Origin of the sequence: Mesorhizobium sp. M3A.F.Ca.ET.080.04.2.1 (genome assembly GCF_003952525.1) — a bacterium.
Taxonomy (GTDB): Bacteria; Pseudomonadota; Alphaproteobacteria; order Rhizobiales; family Rhizobiaceae; genus Mesorhizobium.
The window spans coordinates 6,147,730-6,165,597 of sequence record NZ_CP034451.1 but is presented as its reverse complement, the minus strand read 5'-3'; the positions used below and the strand labels follow the sequence as shown (position 1 = coordinate 6,165,597).

Genomic DNA, 17,868 nt, shown 5'->3' with positions numbered 1-17,868 from the left:
GGTCGGCCCTGACCATGCCTCGATCATTCCATCCTCGGTCGCGGCACTTTCCAGCAGGCGCAGCGATGTCGTGCCGACGGCCACGATCCGCCCTCCCCGCGCCCTGGCTGCGTTCAGCGCCGCTGCCGTCTCGGCGCTAACCGAGCCGGTCTCGGCATGCATCTTGTGATCGACGGTGTCATCCGCCTTCACCGGCAGGAAGGTGCCGGCGCCGACATGAAGCGTGACGAAGCGGCGCTCGACGCCCTTGGCATCGAGCGCGGCGAACAGTTCCGGTGTGAAATGCAACCCCGCGGTCGGAGCGGCGACGGCGCCCTCCTCCCTGGCATAGATCGTCTGGTAGTCGCTGCGGTCGCGCTCGTCGTCGTCGCGCTTCGAGGCGATGTAGGGCGGCAGCGGAATGTGGCCGACGGCATGCAGCGCCTCGTCGAGAAAAGGCCCGGAGAGGTCGAAACCGAGCAGCGCCTCGCCGGCTTCGCCCTTCTCGATCACCGTCGCATCGAGTTGGCCGAGGAAGCAGGAATTCTGGTCATGGCCGAAATGGATTCTGTCGCCGGCGGCAACGCGCTTGCCGGGCCGCATGAAAGCCTGCCAGCGGTCCGGTGCCACCCGCATGTGCAGGGTCGCCTCGACCTGAGCCGTGGCCTCGCCACGCTTGCGGATGCCCTTCAATTGCGCCGGGATGACCTTGGTGTCGTTGAACACCAGCACATCTCCCTGACCGAGCAGCGACGGTAGATCGCTGACGGTCCGGTCTTCCAGGCCTTGACGCGGCCTTACAACCAGCATCCTGGCGCTGTCGCGCGGCTCAACCGGGCGCAGCGCGATGCGCTCATCCGGCAGGTCGAAGTCGAACAGGTCGACGCGCATCAAAACAGCCGGATGAGCAGCGCTCCGGCGAGCAGCAAGACGGCCCCGGCGACGCGGCCAAGCGATATCTCGCGCACGGCGACACCGAGGAAGCCGACGCGGTCGACGAGCATGCCGGCGATCAGCTGGCCGGCGACGAGGAACGCCATCAAAGCTGCAGCGCCGATACGCGGCGTGAGAATGGTGGAGAGCGTCACATAGAAGCCGCCGAGCACGCCGCCGGCGACGAATAGCCACGGCGCCGGCGCCTTCCAGTCGAGCGACAGCCCCTGCAGCTTCACCACCGCGATGGCAATGATGCCGAGCACGATCGCGCCGGACAGGAAGGAAAAGGCCGCGGCCGCGACCGGAAGGCCCAGGCCGCGCGCCAGTTGCGAATTGATCGGCGCCTGGATGGCGATGAAGGCGCCGGACAGGATGCCGAGCAGGGACCAGACAGCGCCCATAGTCGTTCTTGTGCCTACTTTACGTCGGCCGCGACCTTCAGCGATACGATCTTGTCGGGATCCTGCACCGGCTCGCCGCGCTTGATCTTGTCGACATTGTCCATGCCTTCGATGACCTGGCCCCACACCGTGTACTGGCGGTTGAGGAAGGAAGCATCATCGAAGCAGATGAAGAACTGCGAATTCGCCGAGTTCGGGTTCTGGGCGCGCGCCATCGAACAGGTGCCGCGGCCGTGATTGGCGTTCGAGAACTCGGCCTTCAGATCCGGCTTGTCGGAGCCGCCCATGCCGGCGCGCGATGGCGCAAAGGTCGGCTTCGAGGAATTGCCGAACTTGACGTCGCCGGTCTGCGCCATGAAGCCCTCGATGACGCGATGGAAAACCACCCCGTCGTAAGCGCCTTCCCGCGCAAGCTCCTTGATACGGGCGACGTGGCCGGGTGCCAGGTCGGGATACATTTCGATGACGACGTCGCCCTTGGTCGTTTCCATGATGAGGGCGTTCTCGCGGTCCTTGATTTCAGCCATGTCAGAAAATCCTTTGAAAATTGAGGAAGTTATTTGCTGTCGGCGGCGATGCGGACCTTGATCATGCGGTCTGGCTCGGTGACCGTGCCGTTGTCTGCCTCGTCACCCTTCTTGATGTTGTCGACCAGTTCCATGCCGCTGACCACCTTGCCGACGATGGTGTACTGGCCGTCGAGGTTTGGCGCCGGCGCGAACATGATGAAGAACTGCGAGTTCGCCGAATTCGGATCCTGCGAGCGGGCCATGCCGACGACGCCGCGCGTGAATTGCTCGGACTGCGAGAATTCGGCCGGCAGATCGGGAAGGTCTGAGCCGCCGGTGCCGACGGCTTCCGCGTTGAAGCCCTTCTTCACGTTGCCGAACTTGACGTCGCCGGTCTGCGCCATGAAGCCGTCGATGACCCGGTGGAAGGCGACATTATCATAGGCGCCGTCGCGCACCAGCTTCTTGATCTGAGCGACATGCTTGGGCGCAAGGTCCGGACGCAGGGCTATGGTCACATCGCCGTCCTTCAACGTGATGATCATGGTGTTTTCCTTGTCGTCGGCGAAAGCCGGAAAAGATGCCGCAAGAATGCCGGCAAGCACGACAAGAAACGAAGCGAGCTTCTTCAGCTGCATGAAAGTCTCCGAAGGTGTTATTTCGCGAATTTGGCGGTGAGCGCGCCGGCAACCGCCGCCGGCACGAATGGGCGGATGTCGCCGCCCATCGAAGCAATCTGTCGAACGAGTGTGGCGGTAATGGTTCGCACCGATGGACTGGCGGGCAGGAAGACCGTTTGCAATTCGGGCGCCATGGTCTCGTTCATGCCGGCCATCTGCATCTCGTAGTCAAGATCAGTGCCGTCGCGCAGGCCGCGGATGATGATCGAGGCGCCATGCTTCCTGGCGGCGTCGATGACCAGACCGTCGAATGAGACGACCTTGATGCGTTCGCCATCGCGGCCGAATTCTGCCTTGGTCGCGGCCACGATCAGCTTGACGCGCTCCTCGAAGGAAAACAGCGGCGTCTTGCCGGGATGGATGCCGATCGCGGCAAAGACGGTGTCAGCGACCGCCAGCGACGCCTTCAGCACATCGAGATGGCCGTTGGTCAGTGGGTCGAAGGAGCCGGCGTAGACAGCAATGCGATCGGTCATGGCAGGCTTCTAGCGGGCGGGCGGGCGGAAGGCAAATCCGATTAATCGCGGAATGCGTGAACCATTTCGCCGACGTGAACGACGGATGAATGCGACGATCACGGCTGCTTCACGCAGCGTTCACTAGGTTGCCGCTTCAGGAGATGAAACCAAAGTCACATCTGTTCGTTACTAGGCGTAGGAGATGACGCAATGCTGATCTACATGCTCGCCACCGCAATGACCGTCGCCATGCTGATCGCAACCGCATTCGGGCTGCATCAGGAAGCAGGGCGAGTTCGCGTCAAAGCCCACACCAAGCGGCTCGACGGCTTTCTTGCCCGCAAACCCCATCGTCACTTCTGATCTCCAGCAACGACCGCACCGGGCGTAAGCCCGGTAGTGGCCAACCGGGTTCTATTCGGACCTCTCCTGGCCGCCATTGTCTGCGGCCGCCTCGCCTGTCGAGGCCTCATCGGTCTCCTCATCGGACTGCGGCTCCGAAATCCGCTCGACCGAGACAACCTTCTCGCCTTCCGCGGTGTTGAAGATGGTCACACCCTTGGTGGCGCGGCTGGCAAAGCGTATGCCCTCCACCGGCACGCGAATGACGGTCCCGCCGTCCGACACCAGCATGATCTGATCGTCATTGCCGACCGGGAACGTCGCGACAAGCCGGCCGATCTCGGCCGATTTCGAAACGTCGGTGGCGCGGATGCCCTTGCCGCCGCGCCCGGTCAGGCGGAAGTCGTAAGATGACGAGCGCTTGCCATAACCGTACTCGGTCACCGTCAGCACAAGCTGCTCATGCATCTTGAGGAACTCGTAGCGCTCCTCCGAAAGCTCTGCCTCCTCGCCGATTTCCTCATTGGTCAGCGCGACCTCTTCCTCCTCGCCGGCCGTGCCGGCGGAAATCCGGCGCTCCGCGGCCGCTCGCTTGAGATAGGCGGCACGCTCGGCCGGCGAAGCGTCGACATGCTCGATGATGGACATCGAGATCACCCGGTCGGTTTCGGCCATCGCGATGCCGCGCACGCCGACGGAGTTGCGGCTCTGGAAGACGCGCACGTCACTGACCGAAAAGCGTATGCACTGGCCCGAATTGGAGGTCAGAAGCACGTCGTCATTGTCGGTGCAGGTCTCGACGCCGAGGATCTCGTCACCCTCTTCCTCCAGCTTCATGGCGATCTTGCCGTTGCGGTTGACCTGGACGAAATCGGACAGCTTGTTCCGGCGCACGGTGCCGCGCGTTGTGGCGAACATCACGTCGAGCTCGCCCCAGCTGGTCTCGTCCTCGGGCAACGGCATGATGGTGGTGATGCGCTCGCCCTGCTCGAGCGGCAGCATGTTGATCAGCGCCTTGCCGCGCGACTGCGGGTTGCCAACCGGCAGGCGCCACACCTTTTCCTTGTAGACGATGCCGCGCGAGGAGAAGAACAGCACCGGCGTGTGCGTGTTGGCCACGAACAGGCGGGTGACGAAATCCTCGTCCTTGGTCGACATGCCGGAGCGGCCCTTGCCGCCGCGGCGCTGCGCCCGGTAGAGCGACAGCGGAACGCGCTTGATGTAGCCGGAATGGCTGACGGTGACGACCATGTCCTCGCGCTGGATCAGGTCCTCGTCTTCCATGTCAGCCCCGCCTTCGGCGAGTTCGGTGCGGCGCGGCGTGCCGAACTCGTCGCGCACCGCGATCAGCTCGTCCTTGACGATCTGCTGGATGCGTGCGCGGGAAGATAAAATGTCAAGGTAATCGATGATCTCGGCGCCGATCTTGTTCAATTCGTCGGCGATCTCGTCGCGGCCGAGCGCGGTCAGGCGCTGCAGGCGCAGATCGAGGATGGCGCGGGCCTGCTCCTCGGAGAGGTTGTAGGTGCCGTCCTCGTTGATGCGATGGCGTGGATCGTCGATCAGCTTGATCAGCGGAGCGACGTCGTGCGACGGCCAGCGCCGTTCCATCAACTGCTCGCGCGCCGTCTGCGGATCGGGCGCGGTGCGGATCAGCTTGATCACCTCGTCGATGTTGGCGACGGCGATGGCGAGGCCGACCAATACGTGGGCGCGCTCGCGCGCCTTGCGCAAAAGGTATTTCGTGCGCCGGCTGATCACCTCCTCGCGGAACCCGACGAAGGCCTTCAGCATGTCGATCAGCGTCAGCACCTCCGGCTTGCCGCCGTTGAGCGCCACCATGTTGGCGCCGAAGGATGTCTGCAGCGGCGTGAAGCGGTAAAGCTGGTTGAGGATGACGTCGGCGACCGCCTCGCGCTTCAATTCGATGACGACGCGGTAGCCCTGGCGATCGCTCTCGTCGCGAATATCGGAAATGCCCTCGATACGCTTCTCGCGCACCAGTTCGGCCATTTTCTCGATCATCGCCGCCTTGTTCACCTGATAGGGGATCTCGGTGATGACGATCGATTCACGGTCGTTGCCGCGCGCCTCGATGTTGACGCGGCCGCGCATGACGATCGAGCCGCGACCCGTGGAATAGGCGCTGTAAATGCCCGAGCGGCCGAGCACTATGCCGCCGGTCGGGAAATCCGGGCCGGGCACGATCTCCATCAGCGCCGGCAGGTCGATCGCCGGATTGTCGATGATCGCCATCGCTCCGTTGCATACTTCGGCCAGGTTGTGCGGCGGAATGTTGGTGGCCATGCCGACGGCGATGCCGCCCGAGCCGTTGACCAGAAGGTTTGGGAAACGCGCAGGCAGTACCTTCGGCTCTTGTTCAGCGCCGTCATAATTGTCCTGAAAATCGACCGTTTCCTTGTCGATATCCTCCAGCAGCTCATGCGCGACCTTGGTCAGGCGCGACTCTGTGTAGCGCATGGCCGCAGGCGGGTCGGCATCGATGGAGCCGAAATTGCCCTGGCCGTCGATCAGCGGGACGCGCAGCGACCAGTCCTGCGCCATTCGCACCAGGGCGTCATAGATCGAAGCGTCGCCATGCGGATGGTATTTACCCATCACATCGCCGACGATGCGCGACGATTTCACGTGCTTGCGGTTCCAGTGGTAACCGCCTTCCTGCATGGCGTAGAGGATGCGGCGATGCACAGGCTTGAGGCCGTCGCGAACATCGGGCAGCGCACGGCTGACGATCACGCTCATGGCGTAATCGAGATAGGAGCGCTGCATCTCCTCGATGATCGAAATCGGCTCGATGCCGGTAGGGCCGCCCTCCGGCCCGCGCGGTGTCTTCTGGTCGGTCAAATCAGGTCACAATCCAGTCGGGAATCACTGGCTGCTTATATAGGAAGCCGGACCGAAACTCCAATGCCGGCGGCACTTTTCCAGAGACAATTTTGGTGGGAATTTCAAAAGGATACCGCTGATTGCGACGATATGGCCAAAGCGCATTTGGCTCTCGCGGGGCAAGGTCGGCCATGACCCGCCATTCATCAGCAAGGACCGCGAGCGCTCAAGCATCTGACCCGCGGCGAGAGCGATAGGCGCCGGGAGCCTCGCCCATCTCGCGCCGGAACCGGCGGTTGAAGGTCGATAGATCGTTGAAGCCGGCATCGAAGGCGATGGTCGAGATCGCTTCGTTCGAGATGCGCAGCCGCACCGCCGCCCGGTGGAGCCTTGTCCTCAGCAGAAACTGGTAGGGCGTCATGCCGGCCACGTGCCGGAATGTGCGCAGGAAATGATAGGGACTGGTCGCCGTGCCGTCGGCCAGTTCGCTCAGCGACAGCGGCCGGTCGGCATGGAGCTCGATCATGCGCACCGCCTCGGCAACGCGTCTTTGGTCACGGCGACTGGGTGGGCGGCCTGCCTTGCCAGAGCCGGTTGCAGCCGCAATGACCGCCCCGGCAATACGCAGGCCGAGTTCCTCGAACGCGTCGACCTCGCCTGATTCCCGCGCGGCCTCCGCTTCCGCCAGCAATGGCGCCAGCGCTGGCAATGGCGGCAGGCGCGGGCCAGCGAAGGCCAGCCGCTTCGCGCCCGGCATTTCGGCGACCACGCGTTCCAAGTAGGCCGGCGCGAAATGGAAGGAGAGGCAGCGGTCGCCGGTCCCATGCTCATGGCCGCACTCGTAGCAGGCGCCGGGATTGCCGAGCAGGATGGCGCCCGGCGCAAGCATCGCTGTGCCCTCGCGCGTCCGGTAGCGGAAGGTGCCACTTGTCACGGCGGCGATGCAGAAACTGCGATGCTCTTCCTCGAAAGGCCTGGCACCGGCGCCGGCTGTGCAGACCACATCGGACACCCGCCAGCCGAACCCTGATGCGAGGTTCTTCTCAGTCGTCGTCATCACGGAAAGATAGCAATTTTCCCCAAGCGCAGAACCTCGCCGCGCCTCTATTGCTCGCCCTCTCCTGACAAACGAGGCAGCAACCATGACCGATCCCTTTGCCGAGGCCCTGCACAGCGACGAGCCCAATCCAGATCTGGCCGAGAAGCTGAAGCTCTACGGCCGCTTCATCGGCGCCTGGACATTCGACGCCACGCGTCATCTCGAAGACGGTTCGGTTCTTAAGGGGCGCGGCGAAGCGCATTTCGGCTGGGTCCTTGACGGCAAGGCAGTCCAGGACGTCTGGATCTTGCCCGCCCGCGACGCCGGTTCCTCGCCCTCTCTGGGCACGTGGACCTTCTACGGCACCACGCTGCGCGTCTACGATCCAGGCCTCGAGGCCTGGCACATCTTCTGGAGCGATCCGCGCAACCAATATTTCAGCCGCCAGCTTGGCCGCGCTGAGGGCGACGCGATCGTCCAGAAAGGCGTTGACGACACCGGCTCCTCGGTGCGCTGGAGCTTTTCGCGCATCACCGAGAATTCGTTCCGCTGGCTCGGCGAGCGCTCGCATGACGGCGGCGCGAGCTGGCGCCTCGAAGTCGAATTCCTGGCCTGCCGTGTGTGAAAGTCGATGATTACCGGCGACCGCAGCGACTTGAAACAAGAAGCCGAAGCGATCCTTCGCACCAGCTTCACAGCTTCGCGCACCATTTCTGTCGCGCCTGTTTCCAGCGTCCCGGCTTTCCTCTACCAATTGCAGAGGCTTGGGCTTCGCCCGGCGGGAGGGGATCAGCGATGCCGAGCTTCGACAACCTGTTCAACGCCTTCGTCACCATCCTGGTGACCATCGACCCGCCCGGGCTGGCGCCGCTGTTCCTCGCCGTCACGCGCGGCATGAATCGCTCGGAGCGCCAGCAGGTCTCCATACGCGCGTCGGTCATCGGCTTCCTGGTGATGGCGCTGTTTGCCGTCGCCGGCGCCTCGATCCTTTCGGTATTCGGCATCACATTGCCGGCCTTCCGCGTCGCCGGCGGCTTCCTGCTGTTCTTCATCGCCTTCGAAATGGTGTTCGAGCGCCGTCACGACCGCAAGGAGAAGATCGGCGACGTCGCGGTCACCAAGGACATGATCCACAACATCGCCGCTTTCCCGCTCGCGATCCCGCTGATCGCCGGCCCGGGCGCGATTTCGGCCACCGTGCTGTTGTCGGGACATTTCGAGGGTTTTGCGGCGCAGACGGCGCTGGTCGGCATCATCTTCGTCTGCCTCGCCATAACCTATCTGGTGTTCGTGCTGGCCGAACGCATCGACCGCATCCTGGGACAGACCGGGCGCTCGATCCTGACCCGGCTGCTGGGCGTCATCCTGGCCGCGCTGGCCGTGCAATTCGTGGCGGACGGCGTCCGGGCGCTGATGGCAGCCTGAGCGGCAGCCCTACTGCCCCCCGCCTATTTCGCAGCTGTATCAACGACCTCGAAGTCATGCGTGACGGAAGCAGTCTTTGCCATCATAGCGGTCGCCGAGCAGTATTTTTCGATCGACAGGTCGATCGCCCGTTTCACCTTGTCGTGCGACAGGGCGCGGCCCTTGACGATGAAGTGCATGTGGATGCGGGTGAAGACGCGCGGCTCGGTCTCGGCCCGGTCGGCGTCGAGCTCGACCACGCAGTCCTCGACCGCCTCCCGGCCTTTCTCGAGGATATGAACCACGTCATAGGCCGAGCAGCCGCCTGTCCCGATCAGCACCAGTTCCATCGGGCTTGGCCCCGGTGTCCTGCCTTCCGGCCCATGCGCCGTGCCCAGCACGACCTTATGTCCGCTGCCGGATTCGCCGACGAAGGTGCGCTCCTCCACCCATTTGACCCGTGCTTTCACGATGGTTCCCTTTGCGAGGCCGCCGCCCCATTGACCGACACGCGCGCGTGCATGCTCCGCCCGGGCATCAGCATGAAGATGCTAGCGCCGATCGGTGCGCGCAGATAGAACTTTATCATGCCGCTGTGCTGAGCAACCAGGCGGCGCCGATCGGCCCGCCTTCCCTCGAAGGCTCATGGCGAACTCGCGATGCTCAGAACGGAATTTCGTCGTCCAGCTCGCGCGACGCGCCGCCACCACCACCCCTGGAGCCGCCACCTCCGCGGCTGAAGCCTTCGTTCGGGTCCGACTGGCCGAAATCGGAACCGCGGCTGTTGCCGCCGCCCCCGGCATAATTGCCGACCTGGCCGCCGCCTTCGCCGCGTGCATCGAGCATCTGCAATTCGCCGCGGAATTTCTGCAGCACGACCTCGGTCGTGTAGCGGTCATTGCCGGTCTGGTCCTGCCATTTGCGCATCTGCAACTGGCCCTCGACATATACCTTCATGCCTTTCTTCAAATACTGCTCGGCCACCTTGGCGAGCTGGTCGTTGAAGATGACGACATTGTGCCACTCGGTCTTTTCCTTGCGCTCGCCGGAGTTCTTGTCGCGCCAGCTTTCCGAAGTCGCGATGCGGATGTTGACGACCGGCTCGCCCGAATTCAGGCGGCGGATTTCAGGATCCGCTCCGAGATTGCCGACCAGAATGACTTTGTTGACGCTACCCGCCATCGTACTTCTCCGCGCTCATCCGAAACAAAACTTACGTCGCTGCACCTTACAGCCTGCAGGCCGCCGCTGCCTGCAAAGGCTGGCTTTTCCCACAAGGTTTTTGTTCTCTTTTCGTTCTAGACTTGACCTCTGCATCTGTCAAGGAATGTCAGCAACAGGTAGTGTCTCGGCCCGCAGCGCAAAAGGGGAGGCGTCCGAATGAACATCGTCACGCATAGCGATCAGCCACGCGAACTGTGGCGGGCCGGAGTGGAAACGCGGATGCATATTGCCGCCGCCAATGGCGCGGCCGAGCTTTGCATTTTCGAGCAATGGGCCGATCCAGGCGCCGGCGCGCCGACGCATTCGCATCGCGTGGAGGAAGTGCTGACGGTAATCGCCGGCGAAGCCGAGATGTGGATCGATGATCGACGTGCGGTGCTGGCCGCCGGACAGTCCCTGATCATTCCGGCACACCGCGAGCACGGCTTTCGCAACATCGGCTCCGGCGTGCTTCACGTCCACGCCGTGCTCGCGTCGTCGATCTTCGAGGCCAGCTTCGACGGAGCCGCTGAACCGGTAAGGCACTGGGCATCCTAAAACACCGCTTGCCAAATCGATAAGTATCGACTTATGCTTTGACGATGATCGAAGCAGAAATTTTCCGGGCGCTTGCCGATCCGACGCGGCGCGCCGTCTATGAACGGCTCGCGGCAGGCGAGATGACGGTGTCCGAACTGCGCGCCGGCATGAGCGTATCGCAGCCGGCCGTCTCACAGCATCTTGCCGTCTTGCGCAGCGCCGGCCTCGTCGTCGAGCGGCGCGCCGGCCGCAACGCTTACTACCGCGCCGATGCGCAAGGGCTCGATCCGCTGATCGGCTGGATCGAGCGCTACCGCGCCTTCTGGCCGGAGCGTATCGAGAAACTGAAGACGGTTCTGAAGGGAATGGACCAATGATGGCGACAAAAAATCCACAAGCCGCCCCCGCGCCGCTCAACTTCGAATGCGAACTCGCCGAGCCGCCGGAAAAAGTCTGGCGCGCGCTGACCGAGCCGGAACTGCTCGCCGCCTGGATGATGCCGAACGACATCCTGCCGCAGGCCGGCAAACGCTTCGCGTTCGTGGGACCGGACACGCCGATCGAATGCGAAGTGCTCAATATCGAGCCAGGCAAGCTGCTGCGCTATTCCTGGCGTGAGCGGTCGAGCGCCGAAGATGACAACCAACTGCCCGCCTTCGATAGCGTCGTCACCTTCACGCTCGAGCGGACGGTTTCCGGCGGCACCCATCTGCGCATCCTTCATGACGGCTTCGTGCCGGCGGCGCATGCTGCCGTCGCCATCGCTGGTGCCGGCTGCGGGCTGTCGCTCGACGCACGCAAGAACCCGATCGCCGCCAATGCGCCCTGCATGATGCTGCGCGCAGCTTGACCACAAGGAGACTTGGCCATGAGCGCCCTTGCCAATCTGGTGCCGATGGTTATCGAGCAGTCGACCCGCGGCGAACGCGCCTTCGACATCTTCTCGCGGCTGCTGCGCGAGCGCATTGTCTTCATCAACGGCGAGATCAATGACGGCGTGTCGGCGCTGGTCTGCGCCCAACTTTTGTCGCTGGAATCCGACAATCCCGACAAGGAGATCTCGATCTACATCAACTCGCCGGGCGGCGTGGTGACCAGCGGCTTCGCCATCTACGACACGATGCAGTACATCTCTTGCCCGGTGTCGACGGTCTGCATGGGCTTCGCCGCGTCGATGGCGTCCTTCCTGCTGATGGCGGGCGCACCCGGACGGCGCATTGCGCTGCCCAACACCAGGATCGTGCTGCATCAGCCGCTGGGCGGCTTCCAGGGCCAGGCCTCCGACATCCAGCGCCATGCCGAGGACATCCTGCGCACCAAACGCCACATGACGGAACTCTATGCCCGGCATTGCGGGCGCACTTACGAAGAGGTCGAACGCACGCTCGACCGCGACTATTTCATGACGGCCGAGGAGGCCAAAACCTGGGGCCTCGTCGACCATGTCTATGATACCCGTAAGAAGGCCGCGTGATGGTGAGCGCGCGGCGATTTGATCGCCGCCAGTCTGGCCTCCCCTGCGGCGCGCCCCTATAGTCCGCGCATGATCCGATCGTCGAGAAGTCCCCTGATTGCGGCTGCCGCGCTCGCAGGCGCGATGATGGCCGGCACCGCAGCCTTCGCGGATGAAAGTACGACGCAAAAGCTGCCCGGCGTCAGCGGCGACTACCGCATCGCCAAGCCGGTTGCAGAGCCGGAGCCGGACGACGCCCTGCCCGCCGGCAGCGGCGGGACTTTCAAGATCGGCGATACCGATGTCAGGATTTCCGGCAGCATAACCATCGACATGGGCGCGGGCGACATCAGGCCGCCCAACCATTGATTCCGGCGTCGGCGATTGACGCAAGCGCTTTTCAGTTCGTCATCGGCGGGCGACGCGATGAGCGAAACGACGCGCGCAGACCCGAGGATCCATGCCGCCCGAACCGATGCAGAATTCTGCTCCGTTGCATTCCTCGGCTAAGATCACGGGTTAGATCGTTGGGGCTTCGCTCCGCTTCGCGGAGCTGCGCCCAAGGACGAGGACGTGAGGTGACCCAAACTGCAAGCCCCGCCACTGCTTCCGCAGGTGGACGGGGCTTTCATGGATCTGAAATCCAATATTTGCCGGGAGTGTACTGCCGGCGTTCTGCTTCGGATGCAACGCGGCGTTCAGCCGACGATCCGACTATGGTCTCTGATTGTAAGAGGATCGGCAAGTCACGGTTTGTCGGGTTGGCGCTCACGCCCACCCTGGCACTTATGCCCGCCGTGGCTCCATCCACGCGTGGAGCCTCAAGGGACTGTCCGGTGGCGTCATGCTCCGCTCCTGGGTCCGTTGCGACAATGTCGTTGAAGCACAAATCGCTATCGCCTGCGGCGTCTCGCAAGCCACCTTTGGGTGGCGAGGCCATCGAAAGACGGCCGGCTTCGTTGACGTCTCGACACTGCTCCCCTGGGTCGGCGACGTCAACCGTTGAATAGCCGGTTACCGAAAAATGTGATCGCCTGAAGCTTACGTCCAGGTAAGTCGAACGCGGCCAGGCTGCTCTTGGCGACTGGGCGTTTCCACAGCCTTTGTCAGGAGCCTGTTCGGCCTTTGTTCTTTCCGCTTGCCGGCTCGCGCGAAAGACGGTTAAACCCCCCTTTTGGGCGTCACTCGAAGTTGCAGCGAAACGACCTACATAAGGGATGGCCGGGACGAACCCGCCAATCCAGCAAATTCCAGACCTGAGGCGGCGACCGGCGATGGCCGACCATAAATACCTATCCATTCGCGGGGCGCGCGAACACAATCTCAAGAATGTGGATCTCGACCTGCCGCGCGACAGCCTGATCGTCATGACCGGCCTGTCGGGGTCCGGCAAGTCGTCGCTTGCCTTCGACACCATCTATGCCGAGGGCCAGCGCCGTTACGTCGAAAGCCTGTCGGCCTATGCCCGCCAGTTCCTGGAAATGATGCAGAAGCCGGACGTCGACCAGATCGACGGCCTGTCGCCCGCGATCTCGATCGAGCAGAAGACGACCTCCCGCAACCCGCGCTCGACGGTCGGCACCGTCACCGAGATCTACGACTATATGCGCTTGCTGTTCGCGCGCGTCGGCGTTCCCTACTCGCCGGCCACCGGCCTGCCTATCGAGAGCCAGACGGTAAGCCAGATGGTCGATCGCGTGCTGGCGCTGGAGGAAGGCACGCGCCTCTACCTGCTGGCGCCGATCGTGCGCGGCCGCAAGGGCGAGTACCGCAAGGAACTGCTGGAACTGCAGAAGAAGGGTTTCCAACGCGTCAAGGTCGACGGCGTCTTCTACGAGATCGCCGACGTGCCGGCGCTGGACAAGAAATACAAGCACGACATCGACGTCGTCGTAGACCGCATCGTCGTGCGCGGCGATCTCGCGACGCGGCTTGCGGATTCGATGGAGACCGCGCTGAAGCTCGCCGAGGGACTGGCCGTGGCCGAGTTCGCCGACCGGCCGCTCGACGCCAGCCAGACCGGCGAGGACTCGGTCAACAAGTCGAAGAACGAGACGCATGAGCGCCTCATGTTCTCGGAAAAATTCGCCTGCCCGGTGTCCGGCTTCACCATTCCGGAAATCGAGCCCAGGCTGTTCTCGTTCAACAATCCGTTCGGCGCCTGCCCGACTTGTGATGGGTTGGGCAGCCAGCGCGCCATCGATGCCAATCTCGTCGTGCCGGACGAGAATGTCTCGCTGCGCGACGGCGCGATCAGCCCGTGGGCGAAGTCCACCTCGCCCTACTACGTGCAGACGCTGGAGGCGCTCGGCAAAGTCTACGGCTTCAAGCTCGGCGACAAGTTCAAGGATCTGAGCGCGGCGGCGAAGCAGGCCGTGCTGCAAGGCACGGGGGAGCGGGAAGTCACCTTCCAGTATGACGACGGGTTGCGTTCCTACAAGACGACGAAGACCTTCGAGGGCGTCATCCCCAATCTCGAACGGCGCTGGAAGGAAACGGAATCCGCCTGGATGCGCGAAGAAATCGAGCGCTTCATGTCGGCCACGCCCTGCCCCGCCTGCAACGGCTACAGGTTGAAGCCGGAAGCGCTCGCGGTGAAGATCGCCGGAAAGCATATTGGCGAAGTCACTGAGCAGTCGATCCGCAAGGCCGACCAGTGGTTCACCGACCTGCCGGCGCAGCTCAGCGAGAAGCAGAACGAGATCGCGGTGCGGGTGCTGAAGGAAATCCGCGAGCGGCTGCGCTTCCTCAACGATGTCGGCCTCGATTACCTGACGCTGTCGCGCAATTCCGGCACGCTATCCGGCGGCGAAAGCCAGCGCATCCGCCTCGCCTCGCAGATCGGCTCCGGCCTGACGGGCGTCCTCTATGTGCTCGACGAACCATCGATCGGTCTGCACCAGCGCGACAATGCGCGACTGCTCGACACGCTGAAGCACCTTCGCGACATCGGCAACACGGTGATCGTCGTCGAGCATGACGAGGACGCGATCCTGCATGCCGACTATGTCGTCGACATCGGCCCGGCGGCCGGCATCCATGGCGGCCAGATCATTGCCCAGGGGACGCCGCAGCAGATCATGGCGACGCCGGCCTCGATCACCGGCAAATATCTGTCGGGCGAGCTCGAAGTGGCGACGCCGGCGGTGCGCCGCGAGGCCAAGAAGAACCGGCGCATCAAGGTCATCGGCGCGCGCGGCAACAATCTGAAGAACGTGACCGCCGAGATCCCGCTCGGCACCTTCACCGCGGTCACCGGCGTGTCCGGCGGCGGCAAGTCGACTTTTCTGATCGAGACGCTGTTCAAGGCCGCGTCGCGCCGCATCATGGGCTCGCGCGAGCATCCGGCCGAGCATGACCGCATCGAAGGGCTGGAGTTTCTCGACAAGGTCATCGACATCGACCAGTCGCCGATCGGCCGCACGCCGCGCTCCAACCCGGCGACCTACACGGGTGCCTTCACGCCGATACGCGACTGGTTCGCCGGGCTGCCGGAGGCGAAGGCACGCGGCTATCAGCCGGGCCGCTTCTCCTTCAACGTCAAGGGCGGCCGCTGCGAGGCCTGCCAGGGCGACGGCGTTATCAAGATCGAGATGCACTTCCTGCCCGACGTCTACGTCACCTGCGACGTCTGCCACGGCAAGCGCTACAACCGCGAGACGCTGGACGTGCTGTTCAAAGGCAAGTCGATTGCCGACGTGCTCGACATGACGGTCGAGGAGGGAGTCGAGTTCTTCTCGGCTGTGCCGGCCGTGCGCGACAAGCTGGAGACGCTGAACCAGGTCGGCCTCGGCTATATCCATATCGGCCAGCAGGCGACGACGCTGTCGGGCGGCGAGGCGCAGCGCATCAAGCTCGCCAAGGAGCTGTCGCGCAAGGCGACCGGCAAGACGCTCTATATTCTCGACGAGCCGACCACCGGCCTGCACTTCCACGACGTGGCCAAGCTGCTCGAGGTGCTGCACGAGCTGGTCGACCAGGGCAACACGGTGGTGGTGATCGAGCACAATCTTGAAGTCATCAAGACCGCCGACTGGGTGCTCGACCTCGGCCCGGAGGGCGGCGACGGCGGCGGGGAGCTGGTCGCCTCCGGCACGCCGGAAGCGATCGTGCGCGAGAAACGCAGCTATACCGGGCAATTTCTGAAGGAGCTTCTGGAGCGGCGCCCCGGAGGCAAACGCGAAGCGGCCGAATGATGGGAAAGGTCGCCGTGGCCGCTGCTGGGATGGACCAATCATGAGGCTCGCCAGCGCTGAGGACCTCCCGGCCGTCGTCGCGCTGACCACGCAAGCCTACGCGCCCTACACTGCGCTGCTCGGCGCGCCGCCGATTCCCGTGACGGAAGACTACGCGCCTCGCATCGAGCGCGGCGAGATCTGGCTGCTTGAAGAAGGTTCGCACCTGGCCGGCCTGCTCGTTCTCGAGCGGCATGCCGATCACGCCATGATCTTCAGTGTCGCCGTCGCGCCGGCCTTCCAAGGCAGGAAGCTCGGCATTGCGCTTCTCGACTTTGCCGAGGAGCAGTCGCGGTCGTGGGGCTTGCCCGAGCTGCGGCTCTACACCAATGCGCGGATGGAGCGGAACATCGCGCTCTACACCGCCTATGGCTATCGCGAGGAGGGTCGCCGGCCCAATCCATATCGGCCGGGCTGGACCCTGGTCGACATGGCGAAGCCCGTCGGCAGAACCGCCTGATCGCAATCCGAAAGTGGGAGAATGACAATGGCCAGCCAAGGAAAGATCCGCGCCGGCATGGGCGGCTGGACCTTCGAGCCCTGGGATACGTCTTTCTACCCGGAGAAGCTCGCCAAAGCCAAGCAACTGCATTATGCGAGCCGCCAGGTACCGACGATCGAAGTGAACGGCACCTTTTACTCCAGTTTCAAGGAGCCGACCTTCGTGAAGTGGGCGCAAGAGGCGCCTGATGGCTTCGTCTACTCTCTGAAGGGCAACCGCTTCGTCACCAACCGCCGCGTGCTCGGCGAGGCTGGCGAATCGATGATGCGTTTCCTCGGTTCGGGCGTTGCCGCGCTCGGCGAAAAGCTCGGGCCGATCCTGTGGCAGTTCGCGCCGACGAAGAAATTCGATGCGGATGATTTCGAGGCTTTCCTGAAATTGCTGCCGGAAAAGCAGGATGGTGTCGCGCTTCGCCACGCAGTCGAAGTCAGGCATGACAGCTTCGTGGTGCCGGAATTCCCCGCATTGGCGCGCAAGTACAATGCCGCGATCGTCTATGCCGACCATGCCAAATATCCGGCCATTGCCGACATCACCGGCGACTTCGTGTATGCGCGGCTGCAGACCGGCAGCGACGACAATCCGGACTGCTACACGCCGAGGGCTCTCGACGAATGGGCGGCACGCGTGAAAACCTGGGCTGAGGGCAAACAGCCGTCCGACCTGCCGCGCGTCGATTCCGAGACCGACGCGCCGGCGAAGCCGCGCGACGTGTTCGTCTACTTCATCACCGAAGGCAAGGTGCGTGCGCCCTTCGGCGCCATGGCACTAATGAAGCGGGTGACTTGAAGCGGCGAGCCTTCACTGCGCAACCGGAAGCCTTCTTGGGTGGACACACTTTGCGTAGCTCCGTCGGAACTTGCCGGGCAGCTGGACCGTTTTGCCTATTCGCCAGGGGCCGGTTTTCATAGCGGCTGGGCTTAGCAGAACGCTGCCAAGGGCCGCGGCATCGGGAGACCCGGAGAAAGCGAGGTGATATGACTGTCATCCTCATCGGGGCGGTGCTTACTGTCGCCGGGGTTGTGTATATGGCGGGTGCAGTCCTCTGGCGCGGGCAACTTAGCGATCCGGCACCTGCAGCTTCGGATCGCCCCAAGCCACCCCTCGCAACGCCTGGCCCAACGCTCGAGCCCCGACGGCGCGGCCTGCGCTTCCTCGGCCTTTCACAGAATTGGCCGGGCCTGCTGATGATGGCGATCGGCTTTGTGCTGCTATTGTCGGTAATGATCCTATAACGCAGGTTGCGAAGGTCGAGCTTCGACAAGGTGCCCAGCGCCGCCGACAAAGCGCTTGCGCTGCCAAAGAGCGCGGCCGTAACCGCGCGTTCGACCGTCGTCGCA

The 17,868-nt window shown here is 63.6% G+C and carries 19 protein-coding genes and 1 pseudogene; 11 read left to right on the top strand and 9 right to left on the bottom strand.

What is annotated here, in order from left to right; translation table 11 throughout:
* Positions 1–6: 6 nt before the first annotated feature.
* The 5 genes and pseudogenes from queA to coaD all read right to left on the bottom strand — a co-directional run.
* Positions 7–870, bottom strand: a pseudogene (gene queA / locus EJ074_RS29455) (tRNA preQ1(34) S-adenosylmethionine ribosyltransferase-isomerase QueA); the annotation flags it as partial.
* Complete coding sequence (locus EJ074_RS29450; protein ID WP_095805942.1) at positions 870–1,316, bottom strand: DMT family transporter; 447 nt, start codon at positions 1,314–1,316, stop codon at positions 870–872. The pseudogene queA and the gene EJ074_RS29450, both read right to left, overlap by 1 nt.
* Before the next feature lie 14 nt (positions 1,317–1,330).
* Positions 1,331–1,843: a peptidylprolyl isomerase gene (locus tag EJ074_RS29445; protein ID WP_095805943.1), complete on the bottom strand. Its 513-nt coding sequence runs from the start codon at positions 1,841–1,843 to the stop codon at positions 1,331–1,333.
* Between the two features lie 29 nt (positions 1,844–1,872).
* Positions 1,873–2,463, bottom strand: coding sequence for a peptidylprolyl isomerase (locus EJ074_RS29440; protein WP_095805944.1), 591 nt, complete (start codon positions 2,461–2,463; stop codon positions 1,873–1,875).
* 17 nt (positions 2,464–2,480) lie between these two features.
* Complete coding sequence (gene coaD / locus EJ074_RS29435) at positions 2,481–2,981, bottom strand: pantetheine-phosphate adenylyltransferase (protein WP_095805945.1); 501 nt, start codon at positions 2,979–2,981, stop codon at positions 2,481–2,483.
* Positions 2,982–3,173: 192 nt separating this feature from the next.
* Here coaD and EJ074_RS29430 point away from each other — a divergent pair, with 192 nt between their 5' ends.
* The gene (locus EJ074_RS29430; RefSeq protein ID WP_095805946.1) at positions 3,174–3,326 is read left to right on the top strand and encodes a hypothetical protein; all 153 of its coding nucleotides are present in this window, start codon (positions 3,174–3,176) and stop codon (positions 3,324–3,326) included.
* Positions 3,327–3,377: 51 nt separating this feature from the next.
* Here EJ074_RS29430 and gyrA read toward each other — a convergent pair whose 3' ends face one another.
* Together gyrA and EJ074_RS29420 are read right to left on the bottom strand one after the other, a co-directional pair.
* Positions 3,378–6,170, bottom strand: coding sequence for a DNA gyrase subunit A (gene gyrA / locus EJ074_RS29425; protein WP_095805947.1), 2,793 nt, complete (start codon positions 6,168–6,170; stop codon positions 3,378–3,380).
* A 208-nt stretch (positions 6,171–6,378) separates the two neighbouring features.
* Positions 6,379–7,209, bottom strand: coding sequence for an AraC family transcriptional regulator (locus tag EJ074_RS29420; RefSeq protein ID WP_095805948.1), 831 nt, complete (start codon positions 7,207–7,209; stop codon positions 6,379–6,381).
* A gap of 85 nt (positions 7,210–7,294) precedes the next feature.
* On the opposite strand from EJ074_RS29420, the gene EJ074_RS29415 reads away from it, so the two are divergent.
* Both EJ074_RS29415 and EJ074_RS29410 read left to right on the top strand, forming a co-directional pair.
* Entirely contained in the window at positions 7,295–7,816 is a 522-nt protein-coding gene (locus EJ074_RS29415; RefSeq protein WP_129553944.1) for a hypothetical protein, read from the top strand.
* Positions 7,817–7,986: 170 nt separating this feature from the next.
* Complete coding sequence (locus tag EJ074_RS29410) at positions 7,987–8,616, top strand: MarC family protein (RefSeq protein WP_095805950.1); 630 nt, start codon at positions 7,987–7,989, stop codon at positions 8,614–8,616.
* Positions 8,617–8,639: 23 nt separating this feature from the next.
* Here EJ074_RS29410 and EJ074_RS29405 read toward each other — a convergent pair whose 3' ends face one another.
* Positions 8,640–9,065 carry an OsmC family protein gene (locus tag EJ074_RS29405; protein WP_095805951.1) on the bottom strand — a complete coding sequence of 142 codons (426 nt, stop codon included), beginning with the start codon at positions 9,063–9,065 and terminating at the stop codon, positions 8,640–8,642.
* Between the two features lie 193 nt (positions 9,066–9,258).
* The gene (gene ssb / locus EJ074_RS29400; protein ID WP_095805952.1) at positions 9,259–9,777 is read right to left on the bottom strand and encodes a single-stranded DNA-binding protein; all 519 of its coding nucleotides are present in this window, start codon (positions 9,775–9,777) and stop codon (positions 9,259–9,261) included.
* A 198-nt stretch (positions 9,778–9,975) separates the two neighbouring features.
* On the opposite strand from ssb, the gene EJ074_RS29395 reads away from it, so the two are divergent.
* The 8 genes from EJ074_RS29395 (at position 9,976) to EJ074_RS29360 (ending at position 17,317) form a co-directional block, all read left to right on the top strand.
* Positions 9,976–10,356 carry a cupin domain-containing protein gene (locus EJ074_RS29395; RefSeq protein ID WP_165350030.1) on the top strand — a complete coding sequence of 127 codons (381 nt, stop codon included), beginning with the start codon at positions 9,976–9,978 and terminating at the stop codon, positions 10,354–10,356.
* Positions 10,357–10,400: 44 nt separating this feature from the next.
* A complete protein-coding gene (locus tag EJ074_RS29390; protein WP_095805953.1) occupies positions 10,401–10,715 on the top strand; it encodes a metalloregulator ArsR/SmtB family transcription factor in 315 nt (104 codons plus the stop codon).
* Positions 10,712–11,188: an SRPBCC domain-containing protein gene (locus tag EJ074_RS29385; protein WP_095805954.1), complete on the top strand. Its 477-nt coding sequence runs from the start codon at positions 10,712–10,714 to the stop codon at positions 11,186–11,188. The genes EJ074_RS29390 and EJ074_RS29385 overlap by 4 nt, the downstream gene beginning before the upstream one ends.
* An 18-nt stretch (positions 11,189–11,206) precedes the next feature.
* The gene (locus tag EJ074_RS29380; protein WP_095805955.1) at positions 11,207–11,812 is read left to right on the top strand and encodes an ATP-dependent Clp protease proteolytic subunit; all 606 of its coding nucleotides are present in this window, start codon (positions 11,207–11,209) and stop codon (positions 11,810–11,812) included.
* A gap of 123 nt (positions 11,813–11,935) precedes the next feature.
* Complete coding sequence (locus EJ074_RS29375; RefSeq protein ID WP_245420339.1) at positions 11,936–12,160, top strand: hypothetical protein; 225 nt, start codon at positions 11,936–11,938, stop codon at positions 12,158–12,160.
* A gap of 905 nt (positions 12,161–13,065) precedes the next feature.
* Positions 13,066–15,987 (top strand): excinuclease ABC subunit UvrA, encoded by a 2,922-nt coding sequence (gene uvrA / locus EJ074_RS29370; protein ID WP_095805957.1) that lies wholly within the window; start codon positions 13,066–13,068, stop codon positions 15,985–15,987.
* 40 nt (positions 15,988–16,027) lie between these two features.
* Complete coding sequence (locus tag EJ074_RS29365; protein ID WP_095805958.1) at positions 16,028–16,486, top strand: GNAT family N-acetyltransferase; 459 nt, start codon at positions 16,028–16,030, stop codon at positions 16,484–16,486.
* A 27-nt stretch (positions 16,487–16,513) separates the two neighbouring features.
* Positions 16,514–17,317, top strand: a complete 804-nt coding sequence (locus EJ074_RS29360) for a DUF72 domain-containing protein (RefSeq protein WP_095805959.1) — start codon at positions 16,514–16,516, stop codon at positions 17,315–17,317.
* Positions 17,318–17,868: the final 551 nt, after the last annotated feature.

Coding starts and splice junctions, on each gene's coding strand:
- EJ074_RS29420 (WP_095805948.1), bottom strand. CDS start 7,209: ATGACGACGACTGAGAAGAACCTCGCATCAGGGTTCGGCTGGCGGGTG.
- EJ074_RS29380 (WP_095805955.1), top strand. CDS start 11,207: ATGAGCGCCCTTGCCAATCTGGTGCCGATGGTTATCGAGCAGTCGACC.
- EJ074_RS29430 (WP_095805946.1), top strand. CDS start 3,174: ATGCTGATCTACATGCTCGCCACCGCAATGACCGTCGCCATGCTGATC.
- uvrA (WP_095805957.1), top strand. CDS start 13,066: ATGGCCGACCATAAATACCTATCCATTCGCGGGGCGCGCGAACACAAT.
- EJ074_RS29360 (WP_095805959.1), top strand. CDS start 16,514: ATGGCCAGCCAAGGAAAGATCCGCGCCGGCATGGGCGGCTGGACCTTC.
- EJ074_RS29365 (WP_095805958.1), top strand. CDS start 16,028: ATGAGGCTCGCCAGCGCTGAGGACCTCCCGGCCGTCGTCGCGCTGACC.
- EJ074_RS29440 (WP_095805944.1), bottom strand. CDS start 2,463: ATGCAGCTGAAGAAGCTCGCTTCGTTTCTTGTCGTGCTTGCCGGCATT.
- EJ074_RS29395 (WP_165350030.1), top strand. CDS start 9,976: ATGAACATCGTCACGCATAGCGATCAGCCACGCGAACTGTGGCGGGCC.
- EJ074_RS29445 (WP_095805943.1), bottom strand. CDS start 1,843: ATGGCTGAAATCAAGGACCGCGAGAACGCCCTCATCATGGAAACGACC.
- EJ074_RS29385 (WP_095805954.1), top strand. CDS start 10,712: ATGATGGCGACAAAAAATCCACAAGCCGCCCCCGCGCCGCTCAACTTC.
- ssb (WP_095805952.1), bottom strand. CDS start 9,777: ATGGCGGGTAGCGTCAACAAAGTCATTCTGGTCGGCAATCTCGGAGCG.
- coaD (WP_095805945.1), bottom strand. CDS start 2,981: ATGACCGATCGCATTGCTGTCTACGCCGGCTCCTTCGACCCACTGACC.
- EJ074_RS29450 (WP_095805942.1), bottom strand. CDS start 1,316: ATGGGCGCTGTCTGGTCCCTGCTCGGCATCCTGTCCGGCGCCTTCATC.
- EJ074_RS29410 (WP_095805950.1), top strand. CDS start 7,987: ATGCCGAGCTTCGACAACCTGTTCAACGCCTTCGTCACCATCCTGGTG.
- EJ074_RS29375 (WP_245420339.1), top strand. CDS start 11,936: ATGATGGCCGGCACCGCAGCCTTCGCGGATGAAAGTACGACGCAAAAG.
- EJ074_RS29415 (WP_129553944.1), top strand. CDS start 7,295: ATGACCGATCCCTTTGCCGAGGCCCTGCACAGCGACGAGCCCAATCCA.
- EJ074_RS29390 (WP_095805953.1), top strand. CDS start 10,401: ATGATCGAAGCAGAAATTTTCCGGGCGCTTGCCGATCCGACGCGGCGC.